The 23,975-nt window shown below is 58.5% G+C and carries 21 protein-coding genes and 1 pseudogene; 5 read left to right on the forward strand and 17 right to left on the reverse strand.

Going from position 1 to position 23,975, the window contains the following annotated elements:
* Window positions 1-58: 58 nt before the first annotated feature.
* From FHW37_RS27275 to FHW37_RS27310, 8 genes are all read right to left on the reverse strand, one after another.
* Complete coding sequence (locus FHW37_RS27275; protein ID WP_145642104.1) at window positions 59-1,342, reverse strand: BatD family protein; 1,284 nt, start codon at window positions 1,340-1,342, stop codon at window positions 59-61.
* A complete protein-coding gene (locus FHW37_RS27280; protein ID WP_145642106.1) occupies window positions 1,339-2,814 on the reverse strand; it encodes a VWA domain-containing protein in 1,476 nt (491 codons plus the stop codon). The genes FHW37_RS27275 and FHW37_RS27280 overlap by 4 nt, the downstream gene beginning before the upstream one ends.
* Window positions 2,811-3,803: a vWA domain-containing protein gene (locus FHW37_RS27285; RefSeq protein ID WP_145642108.1), complete on the reverse strand. Its 993-nt coding sequence runs from the start codon at window positions 3,801-3,803 to the stop codon at window positions 2,811-2,813. Before FHW37_RS27285 ends, FHW37_RS27280 begins: the two co-directional genes overlap by 4 nt.
* Complete coding sequence (locus FHW37_RS27290) at window positions 3,796-4,314, reverse strand: DUF4381 domain-containing protein (protein WP_145642110.1); 519 nt, start codon at window positions 4,312-4,314, stop codon at window positions 3,796-3,798. Before FHW37_RS27290 ends, FHW37_RS27285 begins: the two co-directional genes overlap by 8 nt.
* The gene (locus tag FHW37_RS27295) at window positions 4,314-5,264 is read right to left on the reverse strand and encodes a DUF58 domain-containing protein (protein WP_145642112.1); all 951 of its coding nucleotides are present in this window, start codon (window positions 5,262-5,264) and stop codon (window positions 4,314-4,316) included. Before FHW37_RS27295 ends, FHW37_RS27290 begins: the two co-directional genes overlap by 1 nt.
* Window positions 5,265-5,274: 10 nt before the next feature.
* Window positions 5,275-6,252, reverse strand: coding sequence for an AAA family ATPase (locus FHW37_RS27300; RefSeq protein ID WP_145642114.1), 978 nt, complete (start codon window positions 6,250-6,252; stop codon window positions 5,275-5,277).
* A gap of 64 nt (window positions 6,253-6,316) precedes the next feature.
* Entirely contained in the window at window positions 6,317-7,960 is a 1,644-nt protein-coding gene (locus tag FHW37_RS27305) for an arylsulfatase (protein WP_145642116.1), read from the reverse strand.
* 165 nt (window positions 7,961-8,125) lie between these two features.
* A complete protein-coding gene (locus tag FHW37_RS27310) occupies window positions 8,126-9,343 on the reverse strand; it encodes an alpha/beta hydrolase (RefSeq protein WP_145642118.1) in 1,218 nt (405 codons plus the stop codon).
* Window positions 9,344-9,582: 239 nt separating this feature from the next.
* Between FHW37_RS27310 and FHW37_RS27315 the strand changes: the two genes are divergently transcribed.
* The 4 genes from FHW37_RS27315 (at window position 9,583) to FHW37_RS34615 (ending at window position 14,821) form a co-directional block, all read left to right on the forward strand.
* A complete protein-coding gene (locus tag FHW37_RS27315) occupies window positions 9,583-10,902 on the forward strand; it encodes a DUF1214 domain-containing protein (protein WP_246690940.1) in 1,320 nt (439 codons plus the stop codon).
* Between the two features lie 188 nt (window positions 10,903-11,090).
* Window positions 11,091-12,452, forward strand: a complete 1,362-nt coding sequence (locus FHW37_RS27320; RefSeq protein WP_210249329.1) for a DUF1254 domain-containing protein — start codon at window positions 11,091-11,093, stop codon at window positions 12,450-12,452.
* 80 nt (window positions 12,453-12,532) lie between these two features.
* Window positions 12,533-12,793 carry a hypothetical protein gene (locus FHW37_RS27325; protein WP_145642122.1) on the forward strand — a complete coding sequence of 87 codons (261 nt, stop codon included), beginning with the start codon at window positions 12,533-12,535 and terminating at the stop codon, window positions 12,791-12,793.
* A 291-nt stretch (window positions 12,794-13,084) separates the two neighbouring features.
* A complete protein-coding gene (locus FHW37_RS34615) occupies window positions 13,085-14,821 on the forward strand; it encodes a GAF domain-containing protein (RefSeq protein WP_348642851.1) in 1,737 nt (578 codons plus the stop codon).
* Between the two features lie 10 nt (window positions 14,822-14,831).
* Here FHW37_RS34615 and FHW37_RS27335 read toward each other — a convergent pair whose 3' ends face one another.
* The 4 genes from FHW37_RS27335 to FHW37_RS27350 all read right to left on the reverse strand — a co-directional run bounded on the left by FHW37_RS27335 (window position 14,832) and on the right by FHW37_RS27350 (window position 19,254).
* Window positions 14,832-15,095 carry a hypothetical protein gene (locus FHW37_RS27335; protein WP_145642125.1) on the reverse strand — a complete coding sequence of 88 codons (264 nt, stop codon included), beginning with the start codon at window positions 15,093-15,095 and terminating at the stop codon, window positions 14,832-14,834.
* Between the two features lie 80 nt (window positions 15,096-15,175).
* The gene (locus FHW37_RS27340; RefSeq protein ID WP_432442904.1) at window positions 15,176-15,541 is read right to left on the reverse strand and encodes a response regulator; all 366 of its coding nucleotides are present in this window, start codon (window positions 15,539-15,541) and stop codon (window positions 15,176-15,178) included.
* A gap of 160 nt (window positions 15,542-15,701) precedes the next feature.
* Window positions 15,702-17,756, reverse strand: coding sequence for a hybrid sensor histidine kinase/response regulator (locus FHW37_RS27345; protein ID WP_145642130.1), 2,055 nt, complete (start codon window positions 17,754-17,756; stop codon window positions 15,702-15,704).
* Window positions 17,746-19,254, reverse strand: a complete 1,509-nt coding sequence (locus FHW37_RS27350; RefSeq protein ID WP_145642132.1) for an ATPase domain-containing protein — start codon at window positions 19,252-19,254, stop codon at window positions 17,746-17,748. Before FHW37_RS27350 ends, FHW37_RS27345 begins: the two co-directional genes overlap by 11 nt.
* 336 nt (window positions 19,255-19,590) lie before the next feature.
* Between FHW37_RS27350 and FHW37_RS27355 the strand changes: the two are divergent.
* Window positions 19,591-20,088: pseudogene (locus FHW37_RS27355) on the forward strand (Na+/H+ antiporter NhaA); the annotation flags it as partial.
* 82 nt (window positions 20,089-20,170) lie between these two features.
* On the opposite strand, the gene FHW37_RS34705 reads toward FHW37_RS27355, so the two are convergent.
* The 5 genes from FHW37_RS34705 to FHW37_RS27380 all read right to left on the reverse strand — a co-directional run bounded on the left by FHW37_RS34705 (window position 20,171) and on the right by FHW37_RS27380 (window position 23,919).
* Entirely contained in the window at window positions 20,171-20,428 is a 258-nt protein-coding gene (locus FHW37_RS34705; protein WP_145642135.1) for a DUF982 domain-containing protein, read from the reverse strand.
* A gap of 316 nt (window positions 20,429-20,744) precedes the next feature.
* A complete protein-coding gene (locus tag FHW37_RS27365; protein ID WP_145642138.1) occupies window positions 20,745-21,464 on the reverse strand; it encodes a Crp/Fnr family transcriptional regulator in 720 nt (239 codons plus the stop codon).
* Window positions 21,465-22,385: 921 nt separating this feature from the next.
* Window positions 22,386-22,901, reverse strand: coding sequence for a ferritin-like domain-containing protein (locus FHW37_RS27370; protein WP_145642139.1), 516 nt, complete (start codon window positions 22,899-22,901; stop codon window positions 22,386-22,388).
* Between the two features lie 68 nt (window positions 22,902-22,969).
* On the reverse strand, window positions 22,970-23,572 hold the full coding sequence (locus tag FHW37_RS27375; RefSeq protein ID WP_145642142.1) for a general stress protein: 603 nt from the start codon (window positions 23,570-23,572) through the stop codon (window positions 22,970-22,972).
* Window positions 23,573-23,601: 29 nt separating this feature from the next.
* Entirely contained in the window at window positions 23,602-23,919 is a 318-nt protein-coding gene (locus FHW37_RS27380) for a PepSY domain-containing protein (protein WP_145642144.1), read from the reverse strand.
* Window positions 23,920-23,975 lie beyond the last annotated feature (56 nt).

The following is a 23,975-nucleotide window of genomic DNA, read 5'->3' on the forward strand; positions in this document are numbered from 1 at the left end:
CTCCCGGTTATAGGCCGGAGGATGACGGGCATGCCGCCACGGCGTGAGTACGCAACGGTTACATCAACGTAACATCGGCGGCCTGACCAGGATTGAGAGGCGGTAACGCTGATTTCGTCGCCGGTGCAGCGTGCAAACGATCGTCGAGCATCGATGCAAGTTTTTTCCTGTCGAAATCAGGTTTGCCGTCGCTGAACAGTCCCCGCTCGATGGTCCCGACCTGAAGGACGACCTCTGGGCGGAGACCGGCAAGCCAATCATGAAGGGTTCGATATCCTTCTGCGCGCGCCCAGACATGCAGTGCCGCATACACGTCCGTAGGGGCAGCCTTCATGATTGTTTTGCGGAGGCGACGAAGTCGGTATCGACGGGAGTGCCGCCGTCTCTCCGTGAACGCATGCCAGCAGCTAACCGCACGCGATGGTGCGCGCCGACCGAACCACACAATTATTGCTGCCACCAGCGCAAGCAAGATACCCGTCATCGTTTCGCGGCGTGCGCGCGTATCGTCCGTGCCGGTTGGCAAGTCGTCAATCGCAATGCCTGCTTCTGGCGCGGCTGCGGCGACTAAAACACGGATCGAAGGGAGCGGAGATGATTGATCCTGGTGAGAGTCGGTGTCGAACCATGAGTACGAGACTGCCGGGATCGTGAAGCTGCCTTCCTTGTCTGTGGTATAGACGATGGCCTCTGTTCGACGCGAAACGGTATCACCACGACCAAACGGAACGGCATCCTCGACCTTCGACGGTTTGACGTATTGGCGAAGTCCCGGTGTAGTGCCGATATCGGCGGCCGGGATCGTGATCCCTTGCGTCTCTTGGGCGCTCACGACGATGGTGCGAACAAGCGCGTCGCCAGCCTTGAGTTTCGACGGATCGCGATCAAAGGACTGTGTGATCTCCACTCGTTTGGCGGCAAAGGCCGAGCCCGTCCCCTCGACGACGTCGAAACTGACTGGCTCCGTTACGACCTCACCTGTCGTGGGCTTGCCTTCGACAGACCAGCCCAACGATATCGCAATGCTTGGTATGCTGAATGACCCTGGCTGTTCCGGGACGACGGCATAGGTGCGCCTTATGCCGGCATACTGCTGTCCGTCGATCGTCTGCACCATGTTCTGTGTACGCTCAGCCGGGAGGGTCACCATCGCGCCGGGCACGTCGAATAGGGGAAACTGTGGGGGTAACGTAAAAAAGTCCGGCGCCAACACCTCGACAATGACATGGACCTCCTGGCCGGGGACGATCTGGTCGGCGCCATCGATGGTCAGGCGCGCATACGGTTTCGCAGCTATTGCTGGCGAAGCGACCATCACTGCGAGGATGATCAGCCGCTTCATCGCTGATTTCTTTCCGCCTCGATGGCGAATTTTCGAGCCATGAGATCCGCTGGACTGACCACTATATTCCTCATCCAGAGCTCGGAGGGTTGCTCGGCGACGTCGACCTTGCCTGCCTTGCCCTTTTTGCCCTTGTCATCGACTTTGAGGTCGTCCGGCTTTTCGTTTGGATCCTGTGGCTGATCGTCGTCCTGTTGCAGTTTCAACAACCGTTCGGCGATTGCGAGGTTTGCCTCGGCTTCCGGCCAATCCTTCCTTCGCTGCAAGGCTTGTCTGTATGCGGCAACCGCCTCCTCGTAGCTTCCCAGCCGAAGCAAAGCGTTTCCCCGATTGAACCTCGCGTCCGGCGTTGTCAGGGGTGCGAAGGACTGAGCCGCCTCCTTGAAACGACCTGCCCGATAAAGGGCAGTGCCCTTCCACATCGGATCGGTGAACAAGATCGCGGCGGCAGTGAAGTCGCCACGCTCGAAAGCGAGTCGGCCCTGCTGGTCCTGCGTCAGCCACAAGTCCATGAAGCCGGCGGCATCTGCCGGGACAGGAGCGATAAGCTTTGCCACGATCATCAAGCCCGACACCCTGACAATCCATCCCCGTCGAAAGGTCAGGGCGAAGGCGATGACCAGCGGGAACAGCAGATACCAGCCGGCGTCGCGCCAGCGGTCGCCGGTCGCCGCCGAGGCGGCGGCGAAGTTGGTGCGCACCTGACGCCCCACCCAGCGGACATCCGCGTCGTCATCGGTGATACTTGCCACCGGAGAACCCGCGGACGCGGCGATGTGTTTAAGACCGCCCAGGTCGACGCCGCCCTCCGCTGTGCCAATGCCAAGGATGACCACGTTTCGGTTCAGGGCCTGCGCCGCCGTCGCCTCGACGCCGTCGGTGATCAGCAGGATCGTGCCTGGCATTCCATCCGCCGACATCAGCGTATGCGCCAGCAGTACCGCCGCCGCCGTGTCCTTTCCGGGCTTGGGCATGATCCGCGTCGCAAGCGCATCGGTATAAGATTGGATCAGTTCGTTGTCCTCGGTCAGCGGCACGACCAGATGCGCCGTGCCGGAATAGGCGACGATCGCGGTGCGTGCTCCTCTGCGCGCGGCAAGAACATCCCGGATCTTCAGCTTTGCGCGCTCGATCCGGCTCGGGCTTACGTCCCTGTCGTCCATGCTCGGCGACAGATCGACGGCGATCACCAGCGAGGCCGTGTCCGACACGAAAGGCGGAGGCTCTCGCCGCCACGTTGGTCCGGCTGCGCCAAGCACGGCGAGCGCAATGACGACCGCCAGCAGCCACGAAGGTCGGGCATGGTTTTTCGCATCCGGCTCGATGATCAGGTTCTGCAGCAGATGCGGGGCGATCAGACCTTTCCAACGGCCTTGCAGGTCGCCAGCGCGCAGGGCCAGCCAGACGACGAGCGGCGGTACGAGTTGTGCGAGAAGCCACCAGGGTCGAAGGAAATGGAACTCGGCGATCATGAGGCCGCCTTCCTTGCATGAACGAGACCGGTCAATCCGGATGCGAGATACCACCCGGCCAGAAGCGTTGCGGCAGCCCCAAGCGGCCACTGAAACAGTTCCACCCGCGGACGCCACGAGATCGTCTTCTGATCCTTTGGTGTAATCTGGTCGAGAACGTCGTATATCCCTGCGAGCTGCGTGGCATCGCCGCCGAAAAAATAGCGGCCGCCCGTCTTGGTAGCGATTGCCTGCAGCGTTTCCGTGTCGAGCTTTTCCTCGCCTGTCGCCTTGGGATCGCCAATCCCAACCGCATGGACGATGACGCCCTTCGACCTGGCGATGTCGGCTGCCTTGAGCGGTGGCATCCGGCTTGCCGTGTCGTTGCCGTCCGTCAGCAGGATGACCACTTTCTGCGGAACCGTCGTCCTTTCGAACATGCGGATGGCAAGTCCGAGCGTGTCGCCAACTGCCGTGCGGGGGCCGGCCATCCCCGGTAGAAGCCCGTCGATCATCGTTCGGACGAGTGCGTGATCCATGGTGAAGGGAGCGAGCGGGTAGGGCGCGTCGCCGAAGGCCACCAGCCCGATACGATCGCCCGACCGCTTTACGACAAAGTCGGAAACGACGGTGCGGACAGTATCGACGCGGGCCGAAACCGATCCGTCAGGCGCGCGAAAGTCCTTCGTGTCCATCGACTGCGAGAGGTCAAGCGCCAGAAGAATGTCGCGCTGCGGCTCGGTCTTCTCGACTGGCGGCTCGACAAATTGGGGTCGCGCCAATGCAGCGACGACCAGAACCCACGCCAGTCCCTCAACGACCGCCTGCAACAACGATCGGCGTGCCACCACCGAGCCCTCGGTCGGCGTCACGCCGGCGGCTTCCGCCACCTTGTCGAAGAAGGGCAGGCGGATCGAGGCCGACGTTTCGCGGTGGGGCGGTAGAAGCCACCACACCAAAACCGGTATCGGAAGCGCAAACAGGAGCCAGGGAATTGCGAGCTCATACATGATGGTTCTCGATCCATCGTCGCGCGTCGGCGGCAAGTTCAACGCCGAGATTGCCGGGCAGCCGATTCAGGACCGCTGGATTGCGGTATTCGAAGTCGTCGACCACCTTGCCGAGGAGGTGCCTCTCGTTGGACTCACCATGCTCTGCCAGAAACCGGGCCCAGTCCTTGCCGGCAAGCTGCCCCACTGCATCGCGGCCCCAGGCGGCGATCGCGACCTGCTTGAGCAACAGCCCGACCTCGTGGATGGCGGCCTGCCGGGTCGCATGTGGCCGGAGCCTCTCCTCGATTCCATCGAGCAGCCGAATTGCCTCGCGCCGATAGGCGTTGCGGCGATATCGCTGAAACGCGACGATGAACCATGCAAGCAGCGCCGCCGCAATCAATCCCGCCATCGCCGCCCATCCCCACGTCTGGGGCCACCAAGAAATGGCCGACGGCAGGACGATGTCCTTCATCGAGCGCAGCGCGGTTTCGGCCATGGGATCGAGGGCAGGTGCGGTCTCATCCATCAGCGCTTCCTCTGCCGCCACGCGGACTGATCGAGAAGCCGGCGCAGCTGTGGCGCCGTCTCTTCCGCAGCCGAGACCGGCAGCATCGCAAGTCCTAACTCGCTCTGCCATGCGCGCAGCTCGCGGCCACGATCGCGGGCGAATGTATCGATCGAGGTGCGGACGCCTGTCTGCCGGAGCGCAAGCTCGGCCTGCAATGCGCCGCCGCTGACGATCAGATCGCCAGATGTCGGCAGCTCGAGCAGGAAAGGATCGTAGACGAGAATGCAGATCACATCGTTGCCGGACGAAAGCCGGAGAAGCAGATCGCGGGTGCGCCCGGTATGACCTTCGAAATCCGAGACCACGACGATGAGATGGTCGTGACGGGCGAGGGTGGCGACGTTTTCGAGTACGGCGTCGAGCTGCCCCGAACTCGGGACGGATGTCGTGTCCGCCTTCAAGGCGGCGTTCATGACGGCGATACGGTTCGCAAATGCGATCACAGCGTTGCGGCTGCGGTGTGGTTTCACCTCGTCGATCCCGACGTCGCCGAAGACGAAACCCCCGACCCGGTCGCCGGAACCGAGGATGCGCCAGGCGCACAGCATCGCCGCTTCCGCCGCCGTCACGGATTTCATGGACCGCCTGCTTCCGAAAAACATGTTGATGCGCTGTTCGACGACGATTAGCGCCGGTCGTTCCTTCTCTTCGGAATAGACACGGACGACCGGTCTGGTCGTGCGAGCGGTAACCCGCCAGTCGATCGATCGGATGTCATCGCCGGGAAGGTAGTCGCGTAGCTCTTCGAATGTCAGCCCGCGACCGCGCATCGACGAGTTCATCCGTCCGGCAAGCTGCTGATGGCTGCGCGCCTTTTGGACGAATGCCAGATCGCGCGCCCGCTCCTCAAGCGCGACAAGCTGCTGGGTCGAGATATAGACGCCTTCGGTGCTTCCGGTCGCGACCATCCTTCCTCCCTCACGACACGGCGACGAGCTCGGTGATCCGGTCGATCACCTTGTCGGGCGTTGTGTTCGATGCATGAGCTTCGTAGGAGAGGATCAGTCTGTGACGGAAGACGTCGTTGACGATCGCCTTGACGTCGTCCGGTGTCACGTAGTCGCGGCCCTTCAGCCATGCATAGGAACGCGATACCTTGTCGAGACCGATCACGCCGCGCGGGCTGACACCCACCTGCAGCAGCTTCGCAAGGTCTTTGTCGTAGCGGTCCGGGTACCGGGTGGCGAAGACGAGGGCCACCATGTATTTCTCGACCGGATCGGACACGGTGACGCTGCCGATTTCCTTGCGGGCGTCGAACACGGATTGCGGGTTCAGCTTATGTTGGGTCGCCGGTTTCGAGTCGCCATGGGCTTCATTCTCCTCATCGCGGTTGAGACGCATGATCGCCACTTCCGACGCCTCGTCCGGATAACCGACCTCGACATGCATCAGAAAACGGTCGAGCTGCGCTTCTGGAAGAGGATAGGTGCCTTCCTGTTCGATCGGGTTCTGGGTCGCCATGACCATGAACAACGGTGGCAGCGGGTAGCTTTTGCCGCCGACGGTGACCTGACGCTCCTCCATGGCTTCGAGTAGCGCAGACTGCACCTTGGCGGGCGCGCGGTTGATCTCGTCGGCGAGTATCAGATTGGCGAAGATCGGCCCATGCTGGAACTTGAACTCGCCCTTGCCGCCTTCTGAGAAGTAGATCTCCGAGCCGGTGATGTCTGCGGGCAACAGGTCCGGTGTGAACTGGACGCGAGAGAGTTCGGAGTCCAAGTTTTTTGCGAGGCTCTTGATTGCCCGGGTTTTCGCGAGACCTGGAAGCCCTTCAACGAGCAGGTGGCCGTTGGATAGCAGTCCCAGCAGAAGGCGTTCGACCATCGTGTCCTGGCCGATGATCGATTGGCCGATGCGTTGACCGAGATCAAGGATGTCGTCGCGCGCTGTCATGGATGCCTCACAAGATGGGTGTCGGACGCGCGCCACGGTGGCAGCGCGCGTCCCGCCTGAGAGGCTATTTCTCGATGCCTCGGTCTTTGAAGGACTGGTCGATCGCCTTGTCCACCTCGGCGCGTACGCCCTCGATGTTGAAGCTGGCGACCCTTTGGCTTGGCGGATATTTGACGAACGTTTCGAGGAACCCTGCTGCCCGAAGTTGTCCTTTGACGAGAAGGTAGTCGTTTCTCGCCAGAAAGTCGTTGTACTGGTCCGAGACGATGTCAGCGCGCTCATAGGGATCCATGCGCAGGTTAAAAAGTTTCGGGATGCGCCAAGTCGTCAGTGGCGTCTGCCAGACCGCGAAACCGCCGGGGGCTGGCTGTTCCTTGAATACGACCTTCCAATCGTCATACCGAATAGCGACGAGATCTCCGTCGTCATCAAAGTAGTAAAAATCGGGACGGGCGCTTTTGTCTGTCTTGCCGGTGATATAGCCGAGCTGATTGTAGCCATCGAGATGGTTCTTGAACGTGGTGCTACTACCTGACGGCTGCCATCCATTCAGCAGCCTTGTCTTAACGTCGGGATCGCCTGCGGCAGCGAGCAGGGTTGGGAACCAGTCGAGGCCGGAGAACATTTGGTTTGAGACTTGCCCGGCTGCAATATGGCCGGGCCATTTGACCATAGCCGGCACACGGAAAGCACCCTCCCAGTTGGTGTCCTTCTCGCTGCGGAACGGTGTCGTCGCGGAATCCGGCCACGACCACTGGTTCGGACCGTTGTCAGTCGTGTAAACCACGATGGTATTGTCCGCGATGCCTAGTTCGTCGAGAGCTTTGAGAAGCTTACCCACATCGCCGTCGTGCTCGATCATCCCGTCAGCATATTCGTTACCGACCATGCCGCTCTGGCCGCGCATGGTTTCCCGCACATGGGTAAACGCATGCATGCGTGTGGTGTTCATCCAAGTGAAGAATGGCCTTCCCGCCTTGGCCTGCCGGCCGATGAAGTCGATGGCCGCGGCGGTCGTTTCGTCGTCTATTGTCTCCATACGTTTCTTCGTCAGGGGGCCGGTATCTTCCACCTTGCCATCGGCGGACGCTTTGACGACGCCACGCGGATTGTAGGCCTTAAGGAACTGCTGGTCGTCCTTTGGCCAGTAGGGGGCTTCAGGCTCCTCTTCGGCATTGAGATGGTAAAGGTTGCCGAAGAACTCATCGAAGCCATGGTTCGTCGGCAGATATTCGTCGCGGTCGCCCAGATGGTTCTTGCCGAACTGGCCGGTTGTGTAACCGAGCGGCTTCAGCGCCTGGGCAATGGTCATGTCCCCTGGCTGCAGGCCAACCGGAGCGCCGGGCGCCCCGACCTTGCAGAGCCCGGTACGCAAGCAGGTCTGTCCTGTGATGAAGGTCGAGCGGCCCGCCGTGCAGGAGTTTTCGGCATAGTAGTCGGTGAACATCATGCCGGCCTTGGCGATGCTGTCGATGTTCGGCGTCTTGTAGCCGACAACGCCGAAAGAATAGGCGCTGATGTTCGTCTGCCCGACATCGTCGCCGAAGATCACCAGAATGTTCGGTTTCGCGCTCGTAGTTGCGGAGGGCGCGGTGGCTGGTGCGGTTGCCGTCTGAGCCAGTGCGCCAATAGGCAGGAGGCAAGTCGAGGTCAGGGCAAGCGCGAATGCCGCGCCCGCTCCAAGGTAATGTTTCGGGAAGCTCGTCATCGTGTCCTCCTGCCGGTGCAGAGTTCGTTTGCCATTCGCGTTCTCCCTGGTTGTGCCGAAGGCGGCTATAGAGGCGAACCTTCGGAAACATCGGGGGTAAATTGAAGTACGCAACGGTTACGGCGGGGTAACATCAGCGGCCGACGCGTTGCGGCGTACTGATGGCTATGGCGCAAGTGGCTGGGGGATCTGGCCGCTCGTCAGGGTTTCGCTGACGTCCGCTGGGTGCGGACGCGGCCTGTTTTCAATCACGGTCGCGGGAGCGGCTACAGCGGCGGCCGTAACGGTGCCCAGTGTGCGGACCGTCCCCCCAACCACCGCGGTAACGCCTTCTCCCAATGTGACGTTGGAATCCGTCAAAGGCTGGCCCGTCATCAACCGTTGGCCGATGAGCTGTACGATCTCCGGGCTTTGCGCGAACTTGCCGTGGTGAAGGTTGTCATCGGTCTTCACCTTCGTAAGATCGATGGCCGTGATCCCGGCTCTCTCCAACCGTGAGCGATAGGGCTCGATCGTCGGATCAATACCGCCGAGGCGCGCGACCCTGCCTGTAATGAAGCTCGAAGCCGCCAGAGCCCTATCGTCCTGCGACATGAATATCGTGAACTTCGGCTTTGGCGCCCCCATCTCCGCATACTGCTTGGCAAAGACCTGAATATCTATGTCTGGCGAGGCGAGGATGACGTTGTTGATCTTGGCGTCGACATGACCGTCACGGATACCCATTTGCCTTAGCGCCTCCATGGCAAGCCAGGTGCCCATCGAATGTGCGAGCACCGTGATGTCCTTTACATTGGGATCCTTTGCCAACAGCCGAAGCGACTGTTCGAGCGCCGTTCGCGAGTAATTTGTGCTTTCCTTATCGTATTCGTAGCCAAACAGGCTCGCCCGCGATGGCCACGTAAACAGGATCGGCGTCGCCCGCATTTTTGAATCATGAACGATCTGAGCCAACCGGAAGACGGAATCCTCGTAGGTGTTGTTGAAACCGTGGATGAAAACCAATGCATGGCCGCCTTCGATGTGCTGACGAAACCAGGCCCGACCTTCCGGTATGCTGTCGATCTGCCGAACACGCGTGACAGCAAAGTCGGTGGCGGGATCGGGAGGCATTCGTTTCGGCCATTGCACCGTGCCCTCGGGTCGCTTTGCCGGGATGGAAACCGAAACTTCCGTCATGAACGGCTTTGGACTGCGTTCACCATTGAACAGCGTTCTGGGATCTCCGGACGGTTGACGCGTCGTGGCCACAAGCATGTCGACATGCGCTGTTTGCGGCTTTGCTATCGCAAGCGTCACTGGCTGCATGACGCCAGTGGGATGGCCGCAGGCCGAAAGGGCGGTGCAGAAGAAGACAGGCAGCAGTTTGCTCGCAAGTGACATTTGAGCATCCAATGTCGAAGACGTTGACGACACCCTACGGAGGTGGCTCCGCCTGGGAAGTACGCAACGGTTACAATCGGCGTTGAAAACTCATCGGCCTTGTTACTAGAGCAGCAAGATCGCCCCAAGCGCTCCGACCATTCGGTTTACCCCGGTGTAACCGTTGCGTACTTCCATTTTACGGTCGTGGCCCACACGCTGGTCCCGGGATGTGTCGACCAGAAGGAAGGAGCCGCACGATGAACGGAATGTCCAAAGGTCTGATCGCCGTACTGTGCTTTGTGACTCTGCCGAGTGTCCGCGCGGAGGCCGCGATCTTGACCGACGACCAGGTAGCACAGTCGTATATCTATCTCCTCGGTCGATTGCTCATCACGCGTCAGCAGCAGCTCGACTTCCAGGAGGGCTTCAAATGGAACGAGCTGGTTCATCGCAAGCCGGGCGCGGTCGACTGGCCGAACCCCAATCTCGACGTCGCCTATTCCGAAGCCTGGGTTGCCGTTGATGAAACGAGCTGCACGATCGTCACGGTCCCCAGTATCGAAGACAGATATTACACGGTGCAATTCCTCAACGGATGGGGCGAGACGCTTGCCAATATCAACGAGCGCTTGTTTCCGAACAGACGGTCGGGTGAGTTCGCGGCCTGTCTGCGCGGCGCGACGGTCGATCTGCCTGCTGGCGTGATGCGTATCGATCTCCCCGTCAAGCACGCGCGCATCCTCGCGCGCGTGGCCCTGGGCAATGACCCGGACCGCGCCGTCGAGCTGCAGCACCAATTCACGCTGCACACGACGGGAAGCCCGATACTGCCCGACATTCCGAAGACTCCGATCTTCGAACTGGAGCATTTGCCCGGTGTCGACGCGTTCGACGCAACAGCGGCGGCACTCGATAGCGAGCCGGATCTCAATCCCGGGCTGGAGCAATTGCAGCAGGACGCCCGCGCAGTCGCAGCCGCCATCAGGGACGACACGAAGGAGCGCGGGCGGATCGACGCCATCATCAAACAGCACGCATTTCCTGAGATCGCCAAGGCGGGCCTGACGATCGGGCATGGCGTGATCCGGAACGGCTGGGCAAGACCCGGTGTCGTCGGCGAATACGGCCTGGACTACACCGCGCGAACGCTGGTCAACAACGGCGGCATCTGGGCGAACGTCAAGCCGGAGGTGCTGTATTATCGCGGGGGCAAGGACGATCGCGGGGACGACCTGACCGGGGATCATGCCTACAAGATGACCTTTCCGAAGGACGCACTCCCATCACGCTTCGCGAAATATTTCTGGTCGGTGATCGCCGTCGATAATGTCCGCTTCCGTGTTCTGGCAAACCCGATCAACAGGTTTCTGCTCAACGAACAGACGAACCCCCAATATGGCCCCGACGGTTCACTGACCCTCTATTTCGCAAATGAGAAACCCGCGGAAGCCCCCGATGGAAACTGGCTGCCGATCCCGAAAGGCCAGAAGTTCCGGCTGACCTTTCGCTTCTACGGGCCACTCGACGGTGTCGCCAACGGTACGTACTGGCCGCCGGCGCTCGTCAAGCTGAATTGAAATTCGCACGCCGCGACAAAGCCGGACGCATCGCAATGCCGAGGCGAAGGCATTGCATTATCTGATCACGGGAGGAACCGATGAAGCTCGATCTATCAATCCTTTGCCTCTCCGTTGCGGCCCTCGTAACGCTGCCGCCGGCTTGCCTAGCCGATCCGCTTCCATTGTCACCCGTCTGGCAGTCGCAGATGCCGCCATCTCCGGATGCTGCCACGAAGATCACCGAACAATACGGCCGCTCGGTGGCGCGAGATGCGTATTTCTGGGCATGGCCGATGGTCAACATCTACAATCGCCGGCTGGCCTTCCAGCAATCCCCGAAGATTGGGCTGATGAACGGCGTGCTACCCTTCGCGCCGATAAACGCGATGGCGATGTTGGCCGATTATGTGAAGGCCGACCAGCGCTGGGTCGCCTGCCCCAACCAGGATGTCGTTTATGGCGCGGGCGTTGCAGCTCTCGAACAGACGCCGGTCGTGGTGCAGGTGCCCGACTTCGGTGATCGTTTCTGGGTCTATCAGGTCGTAGATATGCGCACGGACAGTTTTGCGCAAATCGGCGCCATGTACGGATCGAGGCCAGGGTTCTATCTGCTCGTCGGGCCTGAATGGAAGGGTGACGTGCCGAAGGGGATTACCAAGGTATTTCGCGCAAGGACGAACACTGCCTTCATCGTTCCGCGGGTCTTCATGGACGACACCGCGTCAGACCGCGAGGCGATCCAGGAGGTGATCTCGAAGATCGACATGTATCCGCTCGGGCAGTTTGACGGGAAGTTCAAGGAGCATGATTGGCGTGTGTTGCCGACCCTGGGATCACCTGCCGCAGAAGGCGGTGCTGCAGAAACGAAATGGGTGTTCCCTGAGACGTTTGTCAAACAATTGCCGGCCGTGATGGCGGACGCGCCGCCAATGCCCGGCGAGGAGGCCAGATACGCCCAGATACGCGCGGTGATCGCGGCGGCAGGCCGAAATCCGGCACTGATGGAAGCTATGACGGATGAAGCCCGGAAGGCCGAAGCCGAATTGGTCGAGCCCTTGCTGCAATTTCGGAATTGGGGTGTGCAGCTTGACGGTCACTGGTCGACCACGAACAACAACGGCGACTTCGGGACCGATTATTTCACCCGCACGGCGGTCGCGAAATCCAACATTCTCGTCAACGCATCGAACGAAACGAAATACTTCTATCAGGATCTCGACGCGGATGGTGGACGGCTGAACGGAGCGAGCAGCTATAGGGTCACATTCCCAAAGGGCAATACACCGCCGGTCGATGGCTTCTGGTCGCTCACGGTTTACGACGCGCAGCACTTCTTTTCACCGAATGCGCTCGGGCGATATTCGTTGGGCACGAAGAACAAGACGCTCAAGTTCGATGCAGATGGGTCGCTGACGATTTACGCCCAGCCGATGTCCCCCGGAAATGATCTCGAGACAAATTGGCTTCCAGTGCCTTTGGGGGATTTCTCTCTCTACCTTCGGGCCTATTGGCCGAAGACCGAAATCGTCGATGGTAGCTGGGTGCCCCCTAAGGTCAGAAAACAGTAGGAGCCACAACCTGAGGCATTACGCGCCGTGGCGAAAGTTGTGAGAGAGTGCCGACCGTCCTTAAGCGCAAGGGGAATATCGTGTTTGGCAGATTTCGGAGTGAAACCAATCACATCGCGTTCACGGACCTACTGGTCAGCGGTTCTAGTCCCTTCAAGATCCGTAAGAACGAGATCCATAGTCAGTCGGGTGTCGAGTTCACGCCTGAGAAAAGACCCGCTTTGCTGAGAATTGCCGCGAACTTTACGTTGGGACAGTGGATCGGGGCACTCGAGCTGCCGACGGCAACAGCCGTTGCGATCCCGATGATCAGTCACGAAGTCGATCGCCGCTTCCTGTGAGCGGTTTCGAATGGCCCCGCAGATGCCAGACTAAGACAGCATTCGCGCAAACGTTCAAGCAACGGCGGGGAACAGAGCAGCGGCAGAGCGGGCCGTCGAGCAATAAGGATTTTCAGATACGGATAATCCGGTGAACGTACGCTCGTTTTGCCGTTCCTCCGCGAGTTCGATCGTAGTGCCAAAATATGGACACTCCGAGGGAATTGTTTTAATGAAGTAGCATCGTTCGCATGCGTACAGGGCGCGAGCGGCTGGGAGATGTTCCGCTCTTGCCCCTAGCAGGAGTCTACCATGTCCATGTCATCCGATGCGATACCCCAATCCGACGCGGCTTTCTACTCCACCCCACTTGCAAGCCTAACGAAGGCGATCGCCAAGCTCGGACGCGCTGAGAGCGAGGACGAGATTGTGGAAACCCTTCGTGTTACGGCAAGAACACTGATCGGTTGTGAAGGGATCTCGATCATTCGGCGAGAGGGCGACCTGTGCCACTATGTCGAGGAAGACGCGATCGGCCCGCTTTGGAAGGGCGAGAAATTTCCAGCGTCTGCCTGTGTCAGTGGTTGGGCCATGCTTAATCGGCGGACCGTGGTCATTCCCGATGTGTCGGAAGACGATCGTATTCCGCATGAGCTCTACGCCAAGACGTTCGTCAAGGCGGCGGCCGTGGCCCCAGTTCGAGTCGATGACCCTATCGGAGCGATCGGTGCCTATTGGTCGCGAAGCTACACCCCTGCTCAATTTGAATTGGATATTCTGGAAGCCCTCGCGGGCGCGGCAGCCACCGCCATGGAGAAGACCAAAGCAGTTCGGGAACTTGCCGAAACCATTGCAACCTCGGCCTCGACAAAGGTCCTCATCGATGAGAGCCTTGCCCGTGACGTGGAGCGGGTCCAGGGAATTGCGGCAGTGCCGACTATACTCGATGTTGTGCTGCAGATGACCGGCATGGGCTTTGCTGCGGTTGCGCGTGTGACAGAGGATCGCTGGATTACGTGCAAGTCTCTCGATCATGTTGGCTTCGGGCTGAAGCCAGGCGACGAGCTTCCCGTAGAGAGCACGCTCTGCGATGAGATCCGCGGCCATAGGCAGCCAATCGTGTTCGACGATGCCACTGCAGATCCCCAGTATCGTGACCACCATACACCTCGCATCTACGGCCTGCGCAGTTACATTTCAATCCCGATCATTTTGGCCAACGGACAGTTCTTTGGAACACTTTGTGCAATCGATCCGAACCCTGCGAAAATAAACAATCCGCAGGTGATCAACTCGTTCAAGCTGTTCGCCGAGTTGATCGGGCAGCATCTTGATGCCGATGATCGGCTTAAGGCGGCAAATGGCGCGCTTGAGCGCGAGAAGGAAGTTTCCGAACTGCGGGAACAGTTTATCGCCGTTCTGGGACACGACCTGCGCAATCCGATCGCCGCCATCGACGCCGGTACCTCACGGCTCTTGAAGGAGGGCTGGACGGAACGCAGCCCGCTGGTTCTCAAGCTGATGAAATCCAGCATCTCGCGCATGATCGGGCTGGTCGACAACGTGATGGATTTTGCCAGGGCGAGAATGGGAGGCGGCATTTCGCTCGAGGTGGCTGAGCACGATCTATCGGTTACACTTGGCCATGTGGTGGACGAGATCCGGCTGGCCCATCCTGATCGCTCCATCGTCGCTGATTTCGACCTGTTACGGCCGCTCAAGGTCGACGGGCTTCGGTTGGCTCAGATGTTTTCGAATCTCGTCGCCAATGCTGTGACGCATGGGAGCGAAGCAGAGCCCATCCGGATTTTGGGGACCGTACGAAATGGTCTGCTTGAAATTTCAGTCAGCAACGGTGGTACGCCTATTCCCTCTGAAGTGCGGGAACGCTTGTTTCAGCCATTCCGTCGCGGCGATCTGCGCCCTAGCATGCAGGGCCTTGGTCTCGGCCTCTACATAGCCTTCGAGATTGCCAAGGCCCATAAGGGAATGATCAGCGTTCGCTCCGACGATGCCGAGACCTGCTTTACGTTCTCCATGCCCTTTTGAGGATGGCGTTTCACCTCGCCAGGGAAGAGGACTGCATGTCATCAAAGCTTGCGACCGCCTTGAGATCTGCAAGGCCCTTATGCTCAACAACTGCAGCTCTCAGAGCCTCGCCTGTATTATGACCTTCCCGGAAGAGATTGATCACGATCGCTGCTGCCAACTCGGCCTCCGGCGCGTCTCTCGTTGTACCGCCTTCGGACAGCCACTGCTTGAACACCGCCTCTACGATTGACAGCTCGGTTGGGCCGAACGTGGTTTCGAAAAATGCGCGCATGATCTCCTCACCTGCTATGCGGCGAGGGATTTGGGCATTCTTTCAAGAGGTTCAAGAGCTATAATGAAGGATCTGGCAACCTAGGCTGCCATTCGCCGCATTGTCGCGACAACCTCATTTTCCGGATAGGGCTTGGAATAAAACATACTGTCGCTCGGGAGTGAGCCAGAGGGCGGTATCCTGTGCCCGGACGTAATAATGAGCTTGACCGGCGGCCAGCGATCTCTGATCAGCGCCGCGAGCCTTATGCCATCAATCCCTGGTGGCATGTCGATATCGGTGAAAACGACGCGGATATCGAGCCGATTTTCCAGGATCTCAATCGCCTCGGCAGAGTTGGCAGCTTCGATTGCCGCGAAACCTGCACCTTCCACCATATCGACGGCTGCCATTCTCAACAGTGGGTCGTCTTCAACAACAAGAATTATTGGTTTTGGCAAAGGAATGCTCCGTCGCTCCGGGATGATTGCACCTGAGCGAACGGTGCCTCGGGTTTATACCGAAAGGTAGAATGAGGTAACTTGCTCAACGAAGGCTTGTTCCCCTGTTGGGATATCGCACACCGATCTTTTGCACGACGCTCGTTCGCTGAGATGTAAAACGCGCCTAGAGAGTGCGTGACAGTCTGCCAATCTCCAGCTGCAACTGCTCCTGAGTGTAAGGTTTCCCAAGTCTTGCGACGTTCAGATCAAGCCCAGCTGGAAGTTCCGCATAGCCAGAAGCAATGAGTATTGGCATGCCGGGGGAAATCTCGCGTACGCGCCGCGCCAGCTCGCCGCCGTTCATGCCCGGCATGGAATAGTCGGTGATGACCAGATCGAAGTCCGATCCGTCACCAAAACATTCCAGAGCCTCGGAACCCGAATGTGCTTCAACGACCTCGTGACCGAGATCGATCAGCATGTCGGCTGAGCTCATTGCGATCAGCATGTCGTCGTCGACAAGAAGGATCCGTTTAGGGCCGAGCAATTTCGTTGGTGGCGCCGCAGCTATTTCATTCGGTGGAAGGTCCGCTGCGACAACCGTCGTCGAGACAGGGATCCACAGCTCGGCCGTCGTTCCCTTGCCGACCTCACTTGTCAGCTTGAGTTCGCCGTTTAGCTGGGATGCCAGTCCATGGATCATGGACAGGCCCAAGCCAGTTCCCTTGCCGAGTTCCTTGGTGGAAAAGAAAGGTTCAATCGCTTTCTGCAGCGTTTCCTTGTCCATGCCGAGGCCCTGGTCGGCAACAGAGAGAATGACGTAGCGACCGGCTGCCAGTTCGCCCAGTTGCGCGGTCTGCTCCGCCTCTTGGAGTTCAATATGGATCGCGCCGCCATCTGGCATTGCGTCGCGTGCATTGACCGCGAGATTGAGTAGGGCCAGTTCCACCTGATTGGCATCGGCGGACACGAGCGGTAAGCTGTCGGGAATATTTGTCTCGATCACGATCGTTGAGCCGACTGAGCGCCTCAACAAATCTTCCATCCCGCTCAAAAGCGCCCGCATATCCACAGGGTCGATGCGAAGATCCTGTCTGCGCGAAAAGGCGAGAAGTCGCTGTGTGAGGGAGGCTCCACGTTTTGCGCCTTGCTGCGCGCCATCAATCAACCGAATCGCCTTGGCATCATCCCCCACATGTTTGCGCAAGAGTTCGAGATTGCCGAGCACCGCCATTAGCAGGTTATTGAAGTCATGCGCCACGCCACCGGTGAGCTGCCCGATGGCCTCCATCTTCTGGCTCTGGCGCAATTGCTGTTCGGCACGCTCTCGCTGGCTTACCTCTTCCAAGACCACGGCATGAGCCTGCTCGAGTTCGCGCGTTCGCTCCGCAACGCGCTGTTCCAGGATCTCATTCAGCCGTCGCTGCTGTTCTTCAGCGTCCAGGCGGGCCGTAATGTCGGCAGACACACCGACCAGCTTGATCGCCTTGCAGGATCTGTCCCTGTAAAGCTGCGCGCGGATCTCGGCCCAGTGAACAGATCCGTCTTTCCAGAGCGTTCTATACTCTATTGCATAATCGACGCCGGTTTCGACGGTCGCCTGCACAGCAGTTTGCATGCGCTGCTTGTCCTCCGGGTGCACCGTCGACAACAGATCCTCATAGGAGAAGGGCTCATCCGGAGCGCGTCCGAATATCGCCTTGCAGGTATTTGACGTGGTGAGCTCAAGCGATGCGAGATCAAGTTCCCAAGCACCAAGCCGGCCTGCGCTGAGAGCCGTCTGGAGACGACGCTCGCCTTCATCGAGATCTTCTATCCTGGCCCGTGCGTCAAACTGGCGACGTCTACCCCGCATTGCCGAGCGAGCCACGCTGATAAATGTCGTCGCGTGAAACGGCCGCTCCACAAAACTCACATTGCCCAGCACTTCAGACAAGCGTGCAGCGGCCGGATTGCGTTCAGGACCACCGCCGCGGTTCGTCAGGATAATGAAAGGCAGATCCGACCAACTGGGCTGTGCCTCGATCCAAGTTGATATCGCCCGCAAGTCGGCCGATCGGAACGCTTCCTCCGTCACGACAGCAAAGGCAATCCCATCGCCCAAACTGCCAACAAACGATGAGATATCCGTTGCGGCCTTGGAATTGATACCGGCCTCTTTCAAAAGTGACGCTGCAATTTGCGCATCGCGACCGATTGGAGCGTAGATCAGGCCGCTTGCGTCGCTGTTAGGAATGATCGCCGTCCTTGTCGGTCATCGGGAGGAGGGGCTGCTGGTCGCCGATGAAACTGGGTACGCCGCGCAATACGCCCTGAAAGCCGGAAAGCGGCTCGCCCAAGGTTAGCCCCTTATTCGAGATCCTGAACTCCCGGATAGTATCTTCGTGGGGACCGGTCCGCTTTTTGATCACGGACACGGCCCGCCGCACCTTTCCCAGCGCTTCGAAGTAACGCAGCAGGATGACGCTGTCGGCAAGATAGGTGACATCAACTGGCGACTTCATGTCGCCGACCAGACCGTGCTGGGCAACGGTCAGGAAGGTGTTTGCTCCTTGCCGATTTAGATATTGCAGCAGCTCGTGCATGTGCAGGATAAGCGCGTTTTCTTCCGGCATGGCTGCCTGATAGCCGTTTACGCTGTCGATGATGACGGTTTTCGCATCGAAGCTCGCGACGCGGTCTCGAACGCGCTGGGCAAACTCGCCCGGTGACAGTTCTGCTGCGTCCAATTGTTCGATGTGGATGTGTCCGTCATCCCGCAACTTCTCCAGATCGATGCCCATCGATTTGGTGCGTGAGAAAAGTAGCCCAAGCTCCTCATCGAAGATAAAAGCCGCAGCCTTTTCTCCACGTGCAACGGCCGCATTGACGAACTGCAGAGCGAAAAGGCTTTTGCCCGTACCTGCAGGGCCGATGAGCAATGTGCTCGAACCGCGTTCGATCCCGCCACCCAACAACCCATCGAATTCCGGCAGGCCGCTGGAGAGAGAGGTGCGCTCGAAACCCGTCTTGTGCTCGATTGCGCGTAGGCGCGGGAATACCGCTACGCCACCGGTCCTAATGATGAAGTCATGATAACCGCCGCGGAACGATTGGCCGCGATACTTGATCACCCGCAGCCTGCGACGCTCGGAGCCGTAGTCTGGCGCAAGCTGTTCAAGATGTATGACACCATGGACGACGCTATGCACCGTCTTGTCGAAATTCTCCGACGTCATGTCGTCGAGCAGAAGGACAGTCGCGTCCGATCGCGAAAAGAAATGTTTCAGGGCGAGGATCTGACGGCGATAACGCAATGAACTCTGGGCCAGAAGCCGGATTTCCGACAGACTGTCGATGACAACGCGCTGAGGCCTGACCCGTTCGAACGCCTCGAAAATCAGTTTTGTCGTTTCCCCGAGTTCAAGGTCGGACGAATAAAGCAGGCTTTGCTGCTGATCCGCATCGAGGAGGCTTTCGGGAGGAACGAGTTCAAAGATTTCGATTCCGTCACCGATCACCATCCCATGCGATCGCGCGCAGTCACGCAGCTCTTCGTCAGACTCCGAGAGACTGATGTAAAGACAACGTTCGCCGAGCTTTGCGCCTTCGAGAAGGAATTGCAGGGCAACCGTTGTCTTGCCTGTGCCGGGGGAGCCTTCGAGGAGGAAAACATGCCTGCGGGTAAGACCGCCTGATAGAATATCGTCCAGACCCAAGACACCGGTTTCGGCCTTACTGCTGAGTATCTGATCCATATTTCCTCCGGACATTGTGAAATACTTAGAGCGCGGCATGTGCGGAAACAAGGCGGTACTGTTTGTGCAGACGCGACTGTGTGCTCACAAAGGGGTCCGAGCGTGCCTCAAGACAATAGCCGCGCCAAGGACAAGCAACACGCATGGTTGCCGGGCTTTCGACAAAAAGAGACAGGCCGTGTTGCAAGGACTGAAAATCTCGTGAGTGGGCACCAAAACACTGGCGCGCGGAAATAAGTTGCCCTAATTTCCTACGCAGCGCGTGCTGCGGTGCTACGGGTTCCCCCGAGATCCACGGAGACTTCGATCAACCTTCCAACCAGGGAGCGCGAAGCCATGTCTTCGACAGTGACCAAGGGCCGCATTCAATCCACTTTCCGCCACTTTCTCGATGCCGAGGCGTCCGGTGGCATCATTCTGATGGTGGTTGCCGTTCTGGCGATCATCACGGCGAACTCCGCCCTGGCGGACAGCTATTTTCTGCCCTGCATGTCTATATCGGTCCTTTGAGCCTGCAGCACTGGATCAACGACGCGCTGATGGCCGTCTTCTTCCTGCTCGTCGGCCTCGAGATCAAGCGCGAGATGCTGGACGGCCAGCTGTCCATCTGGAGCCGGAGCATCCTTCCCGGCGCAGCGGCGGCCGGTGGCATGCTGTTTCCGGCACTGTCCTTCGTCTCCTTCAATTGGAACGATCCCTCGGCACTGCGCGGCTGGGCCATCCCGACGGCAACCGACATCGCTTTCGCGCTCGGTGTGCTTTCGCTGTTCGGCGCTCGCGATCATCGACGATCTCGGGGCGGTCATCGTCATCGCGCTGTTCTATACGGCCGATCCTCTCTTCTCAATTAAACCAAATCTGTCTCAAGGGTGCTGATCCGGCACATTCAAATGGGCGTGTTGGTCACTTCCAATCTTTAGAAGTTACTTTCTTCGAGCCAAGCGTCCAGGAATGGCTGGCGTGCGAATTCAACGTCTACTTGCTTCAAAAGCGCGTGGTGACAAAGAGTACGTGCGCGCCAGTGAGCTGGCCCGTGCTTGTATTTGAAGTGATTGTTCATCCATCGGAGCGCGTCGGCTGGGCCAGTGATTGTGGTGTCAAGCAAATCCGCTTCGCCTACATAGACTGGCCTTGTCCATGTCAACGAGAAGGATATCGCAACAACCTCGCCCATTGCCGAAGCTAAAGAATTTTATCGGGAGCCGGTATTGAATTCTCAGTTTTCGGGTTCCGCTTTAGCCCGCGCAGCTGGACCATAAGGTATATCAAGGCGGATTGGGTGTTCGTTATGTTGGATGACATAGGACCGCCAGTTTTTCGCAGGCGGGAGCGTTGCTCTCAGCCGCCAGCGCCCTGTTGAAACGACTTGCTGACGATCCAGTTCTTATACGTCATAGAATTAGAAACGTCTATTATATTTGTCCGGTACCGGACATTTGCGAATTTGGAGCCATAGGTCTTGTTCATACTCATGCCTGCGGCAAATCTTTCTAATTGCCGAATGAACCTATCAGCTTACGATATTCGTCCTCAGCAGGACCATACGTGCCGCTGGCGAAGCCTTCCAAGCCCTTTCGATCGCGGACCCTTATACGATTTCGTCCCGATGATATGAGATGTTTCCCTTCCAAGACATGGAGCGATGTAGTGATACTTTGTCTGCGCACCGCAAGCATAACTGAGAGAAACGCGTGGGTCAGATCGATCGTCTCTCCGTTTGATCTGTCGTCACACATCAGGAGCCAGCGGGCGAGACGCTGCTCGATGTTGTCAGTGGCGTTAGAGAGGGCCGTATAGGATGTCTGGACAGACATAACTTGGGCAAATCGCAGCAGTAAAGAGCGAAGATTGAAACTCTCCTCGATTGCGTGCGACAGCTGGATGCTTTGTATCCTGTAGCCGCGTCCCGAAACCTGTATGAATGCTGCGAAGGGTGTCGTGGGCACTTGCATCACGATAGAGGTCGGTGACATTCCTTCGTGCCCGAAAATACCTATCTCGGCTTTGTGCCCACCACTCGTTTCAGCAACGATCGAACCTATGCCGGTATCGAGAAAATAGCAGTAATTAGTGATCTTCCCAGGAGATGACAGTTCATAGAGCCTTGGCAACTCCACTGCTTCCAAGTGCGGTGCCAGCCGAGCAAAATCATGCGGCTCGAGTGAGGAAAGAAGTCTGTTCCGGACTATTAATTGTGGGACGATGGTCATTCTCTCAACCTCAGTGAGGGCAAGAGCAATGATAATCTCCTAGCCGTTCGCGCCACGCAGTTACGAACGATCTCGCATCGTTTGCTCCCAGCGTGGCGGATGTATGTCCACTGAAGAGAAAGGCACGCAAGGTCTAACCCTTCAATGTCCGATAACGGACATTGAAGGGTGACGGCCAAAAGAATAAATTTGGTTCAGGCGGCACGTTGGTGATCTAGGTTGCCCGGCGTGGATTAATCGACGTTAAGCACATCGCACAACACCTAATCCACCGTTTGTTTGTTTCTTGTTCTCTGTCCATTCGCAACAACTCACGCGAGTATTTGTGAATGCTAATATTGCGCCGCAGGTGCTAGGCTAAAAAAAGCTGAGACTTGTATGACGTGCCGGAAACGGGCTTCCGTCCGAAATCGGACCAATAGCTTTGCCGTCTTTCCGCCGCGGTTATGAGAACGTTCCCAGCCCGATTCGACAGTAAAGACGGCGGTACCCGCTTCGATGCGGAATATTGAAAGCCAAATTCTAGATCAAAAGTCATCTCGCAATAAAGCTCACTGGCTTGGCATGTAATTGAAGATGTCGGAGACCACCCCCACGGAGCTCGTTCCCGCGATGGACGCATGGCTGCTTCAGAACCGCCTGCTGGGTAATACTTGCAACAGCCGGGTCGTCGGTTCACAGCGGTTCTAGAGCAAAACGACGAGGTTGGCTCGGACGTAGTCTGAGCCGGCACCCGCACCACGTTTCCGTGTCTGATCGCGGATAGCCGGGGTGACAAGCTTCGGCTCTGCCGACGCAGTCGCTGGTTTTTTGGCCATGGGTCAAGCTCCCGGATAGGGGGTAAACGGCGACTTCGAAAGCAAAAAAGGCCGCCTCGCAAAGCGGCCTGATCATTTGCGGAGGGAGTTTAGCTGGCCTTCTTCAGCGCAGGTTTGGCGCTGGACGAGCTTCGCGCTTGGCATTGGCTTTCCCTTCACCGAGGACCGTCAGCTTCTGGTCAGTGGCGATCTCTTCCTGCAGTGTTGCGTCCAGCAAGGTGACAGCCTCCTTCATGCCGAGCTGCTTGGCCCAGGATTTCAGAGTGCCGTAGCGAGCGATCTCGTAGTGCTCGACGGCCTGAGCCGAAGAGATGAGGCCGGCATCGAGCGCCGCTGTGCCCTTGTATTCTTCCATGATCTCTTCGCCTTCAGCGAGGATGCCCTGGATGGCTTCGCAGGTCTTGCCGCGGGCCGGCTTGCCAATGAGTTCAAAGATCTGCTCGAGACGTTCGATCTGCCCCTGGGTTTCGTCGCGGTGCGTAAGGAAACCGGCCTTGCCTTCTTCCGACTGAGCGGCTCGCGCCATCTTAGGCAGAGCCTTCAGGATCTGCTTCTCGGCGAAATAGATGTCCTTGAGCGTATCAAGGAAGAGGTCGTTCAATGTCTTTTCGGTAGCCATTTGAGTATCCTTAGGTTGAAAATCTATACGAATGCTAGATGTCGCGCCCGTAAGGGGCGCGATCTGGATCAGAGTGCAGCGTTGCGGTAACGACCGCGTTCCTCTTCGACTTCGTCGGCTTTGTAAGGATCGAGCGTATCGTCAAACCGGGTCCAGCCGTGCTCTTTATAGGACGCGCGGCGCTCAGCCGGATCAACCCAGTTCGACCGCTCTAGGATTACCTCGGCGTCGGGAGCGAGTGCATCGTCCACCTTTGCGGTTACCAGCGAACCGCCGCGGCGAACACCTTCGGCGTAGACATGCGCATCCTCTTCAGACACGCCCGAGTTCGTCATGGCGCCGATGATACCGCCCGTCGCACCTCCGGCAACCGCACCCGCGACAGCGCTCGCGGCGGTTGCCGCCAACCAACCTGCCGCCACAACGGGGCCTACACCGGGAATGGCCATCAGGCCGAGACCTGTCAGCAGACCGCCCGCACCGCCGACGGCTGCGCCGATACCAGCGCCCGTGCCGGCACTTTCTGCCGCGTTCGAAGTGTCCGCATGGCGGTTGTCGACATTGTTGGAAACAATGCTGATATCCTTGGATGGCACGCCGGCGGATTCCAGCGCGCTGACAGCGGCACTAGCGTCGGAATAGTCATCGAAGAGTCCTGTTACAGTTTTCATGATCAAAATCTCCTATTGAATGTGTTGAATTATTTGGCAACGACGTTGCCCTGGTAGTCGAGCGCGACGTTGACGGACTTTCCGTCCTTCATGCCGGTGGCCATCCAGATGCCCTTGTCGTCCTTCATCAGGTTCTTGACGTCGGAGAAGCCTGCCTTCTCAATGCGAGATTTCGCCTGATCTTGGGTGAAGCTATTGGCGCCCTCGACGGGTGCGGTCGCATTCTTGGTATCGGGCGTTGCTACGGCCGGGGTGTCACCGCTGGAGTTAGCGGACGGTGTCGTCTGGGAATGCGCAGATAAAGCGGACGCGCTGATGAGCGCCGCGGCAAGAATTATGTTTTTCACTGAAGTTTCCTCTCGTATCGGATCCGTATTCACAGACCCGTGAGCATCTAACCTAT

Source organism: Neorhizobium alkalisoli (genome assembly GCF_007829835.1).
GTDB lineage: Bacteria > Pseudomonadota > Alphaproteobacteria > Rhizobiales > Rhizobiaceae > Neorhizobium.

What these genes read in the sequence shown, in the direction of transcription:
- FHW37_RS27305 (WP_145642116.1), bottom strand. Translation starts at nt 7,960, where the DNA reads ATGACGAGCTTCCCGAAACATTACCTTGGAGCGGGCGCGGCATTCGCG.
- FHW37_RS27300 (WP_145642114.1), bottom strand. Translation starts at nt 6,252, where the DNA reads ATGACAGCGCGCGACGACATCCTTGATCTCGGTCAACGCATCGGCCAA.
- FHW37_RS27375 (WP_145642142.1), bottom strand. Translation starts at nt 23,572, where the DNA reads ATGAAAACTGTAACAGGACTCTTCGATGACTATTCCGACGCTAGTGCC.
- FHW37_RS27280 (WP_145642106.1), bottom strand. Translation starts at nt 2,814, where the DNA reads ATGATCGCCGAGTTCCATTTCCTTCGACCCTGGTGGCTTCTCGCACAA.
- FHW37_RS34615 (WP_348642851.1), top strand. Translation starts at nt 13,085, where the DNA reads ATGTCCATGTCATCCGATGCGATACCCCAATCCGACGCGGCTTTCTAC.
- FHW37_RS27335 (WP_145642125.1), bottom strand. Translation starts at nt 15,095, where the DNA reads ATGCGCGCATTTTTCGAAACCACGTTCGGCCCAACCGAGCTGTCAATC.
- FHW37_RS27370 (WP_145642139.1), bottom strand. Translation starts at nt 22,901, where the DNA reads ATGGCTACCGAAAAGACATTGAACGACCTCTTCCTTGATACGCTCAAG.
- FHW37_RS27320 (WP_210249329.1), top strand. Translation starts at nt 11,091, where the DNA reads ATGCCGCCATCTCCGGATGCTGCCACGAAGATCACCGAACAATACGGC.
- FHW37_RS27310 (WP_145642118.1), bottom strand. Translation starts at nt 9,343, where the DNA reads ATGTCACTTGCGAGCAAACTGCTGCCTGTCTTCTTCTGCACCGCCCTT.
- FHW37_RS27285 (WP_145642108.1), bottom strand. Translation starts at nt 3,803, where the DNA reads ATGTATGAGCTCGCAATTCCCTGGCTCCTGTTTGCGCTTCCGATACCG.
- FHW37_RS27275 (WP_145642104.1), bottom strand. Translation starts at nt 1,342, where the DNA reads ATGAAGCGGCTGATCATCCTCGCAGTGATGGTCGCTTCGCCAGCAATA.
- FHW37_RS27365 (WP_145642138.1), bottom strand. Translation starts at nt 21,464, where the DNA reads ATGACCATCGTCCCACAATTAATAGTCCGGAACAGACTTCTTTCCTCA.
- FHW37_RS27315 (WP_246690940.1), top strand. Translation starts at nt 9,583, where the DNA reads ATGAACGGAATGTCCAAAGGTCTGATCGCCGTACTGTGCTTTGTGACT.
- FHW37_RS27295 (WP_145642112.1), bottom strand. Translation starts at nt 5,264, where the DNA reads ATGGTCGCGACCGGAAGCACCGAAGGCGTCTATATCTCGACCCAGCAG.
- FHW37_RS34705 (WP_145642135.1), bottom strand. Translation starts at nt 20,428, where the DNA reads ATGGGCGAGGTTGTTGCGATATCCTTCTCGTTGACATGGACAAGGCCA.
- FHW37_RS27350 (WP_145642132.1), bottom strand. Translation starts at nt 19,254, where the DNA reads ATGGATCAGATACTCAGCAGTAAGGCCGAAACCGGTGTCTTGGGTCTG.
- FHW37_RS27290 (WP_145642110.1), bottom strand. Translation starts at nt 4,314, where the DNA reads ATGGATGAGACCGCACCTGCCCTCGATCCCATGGCCGAAACCGCGCTG.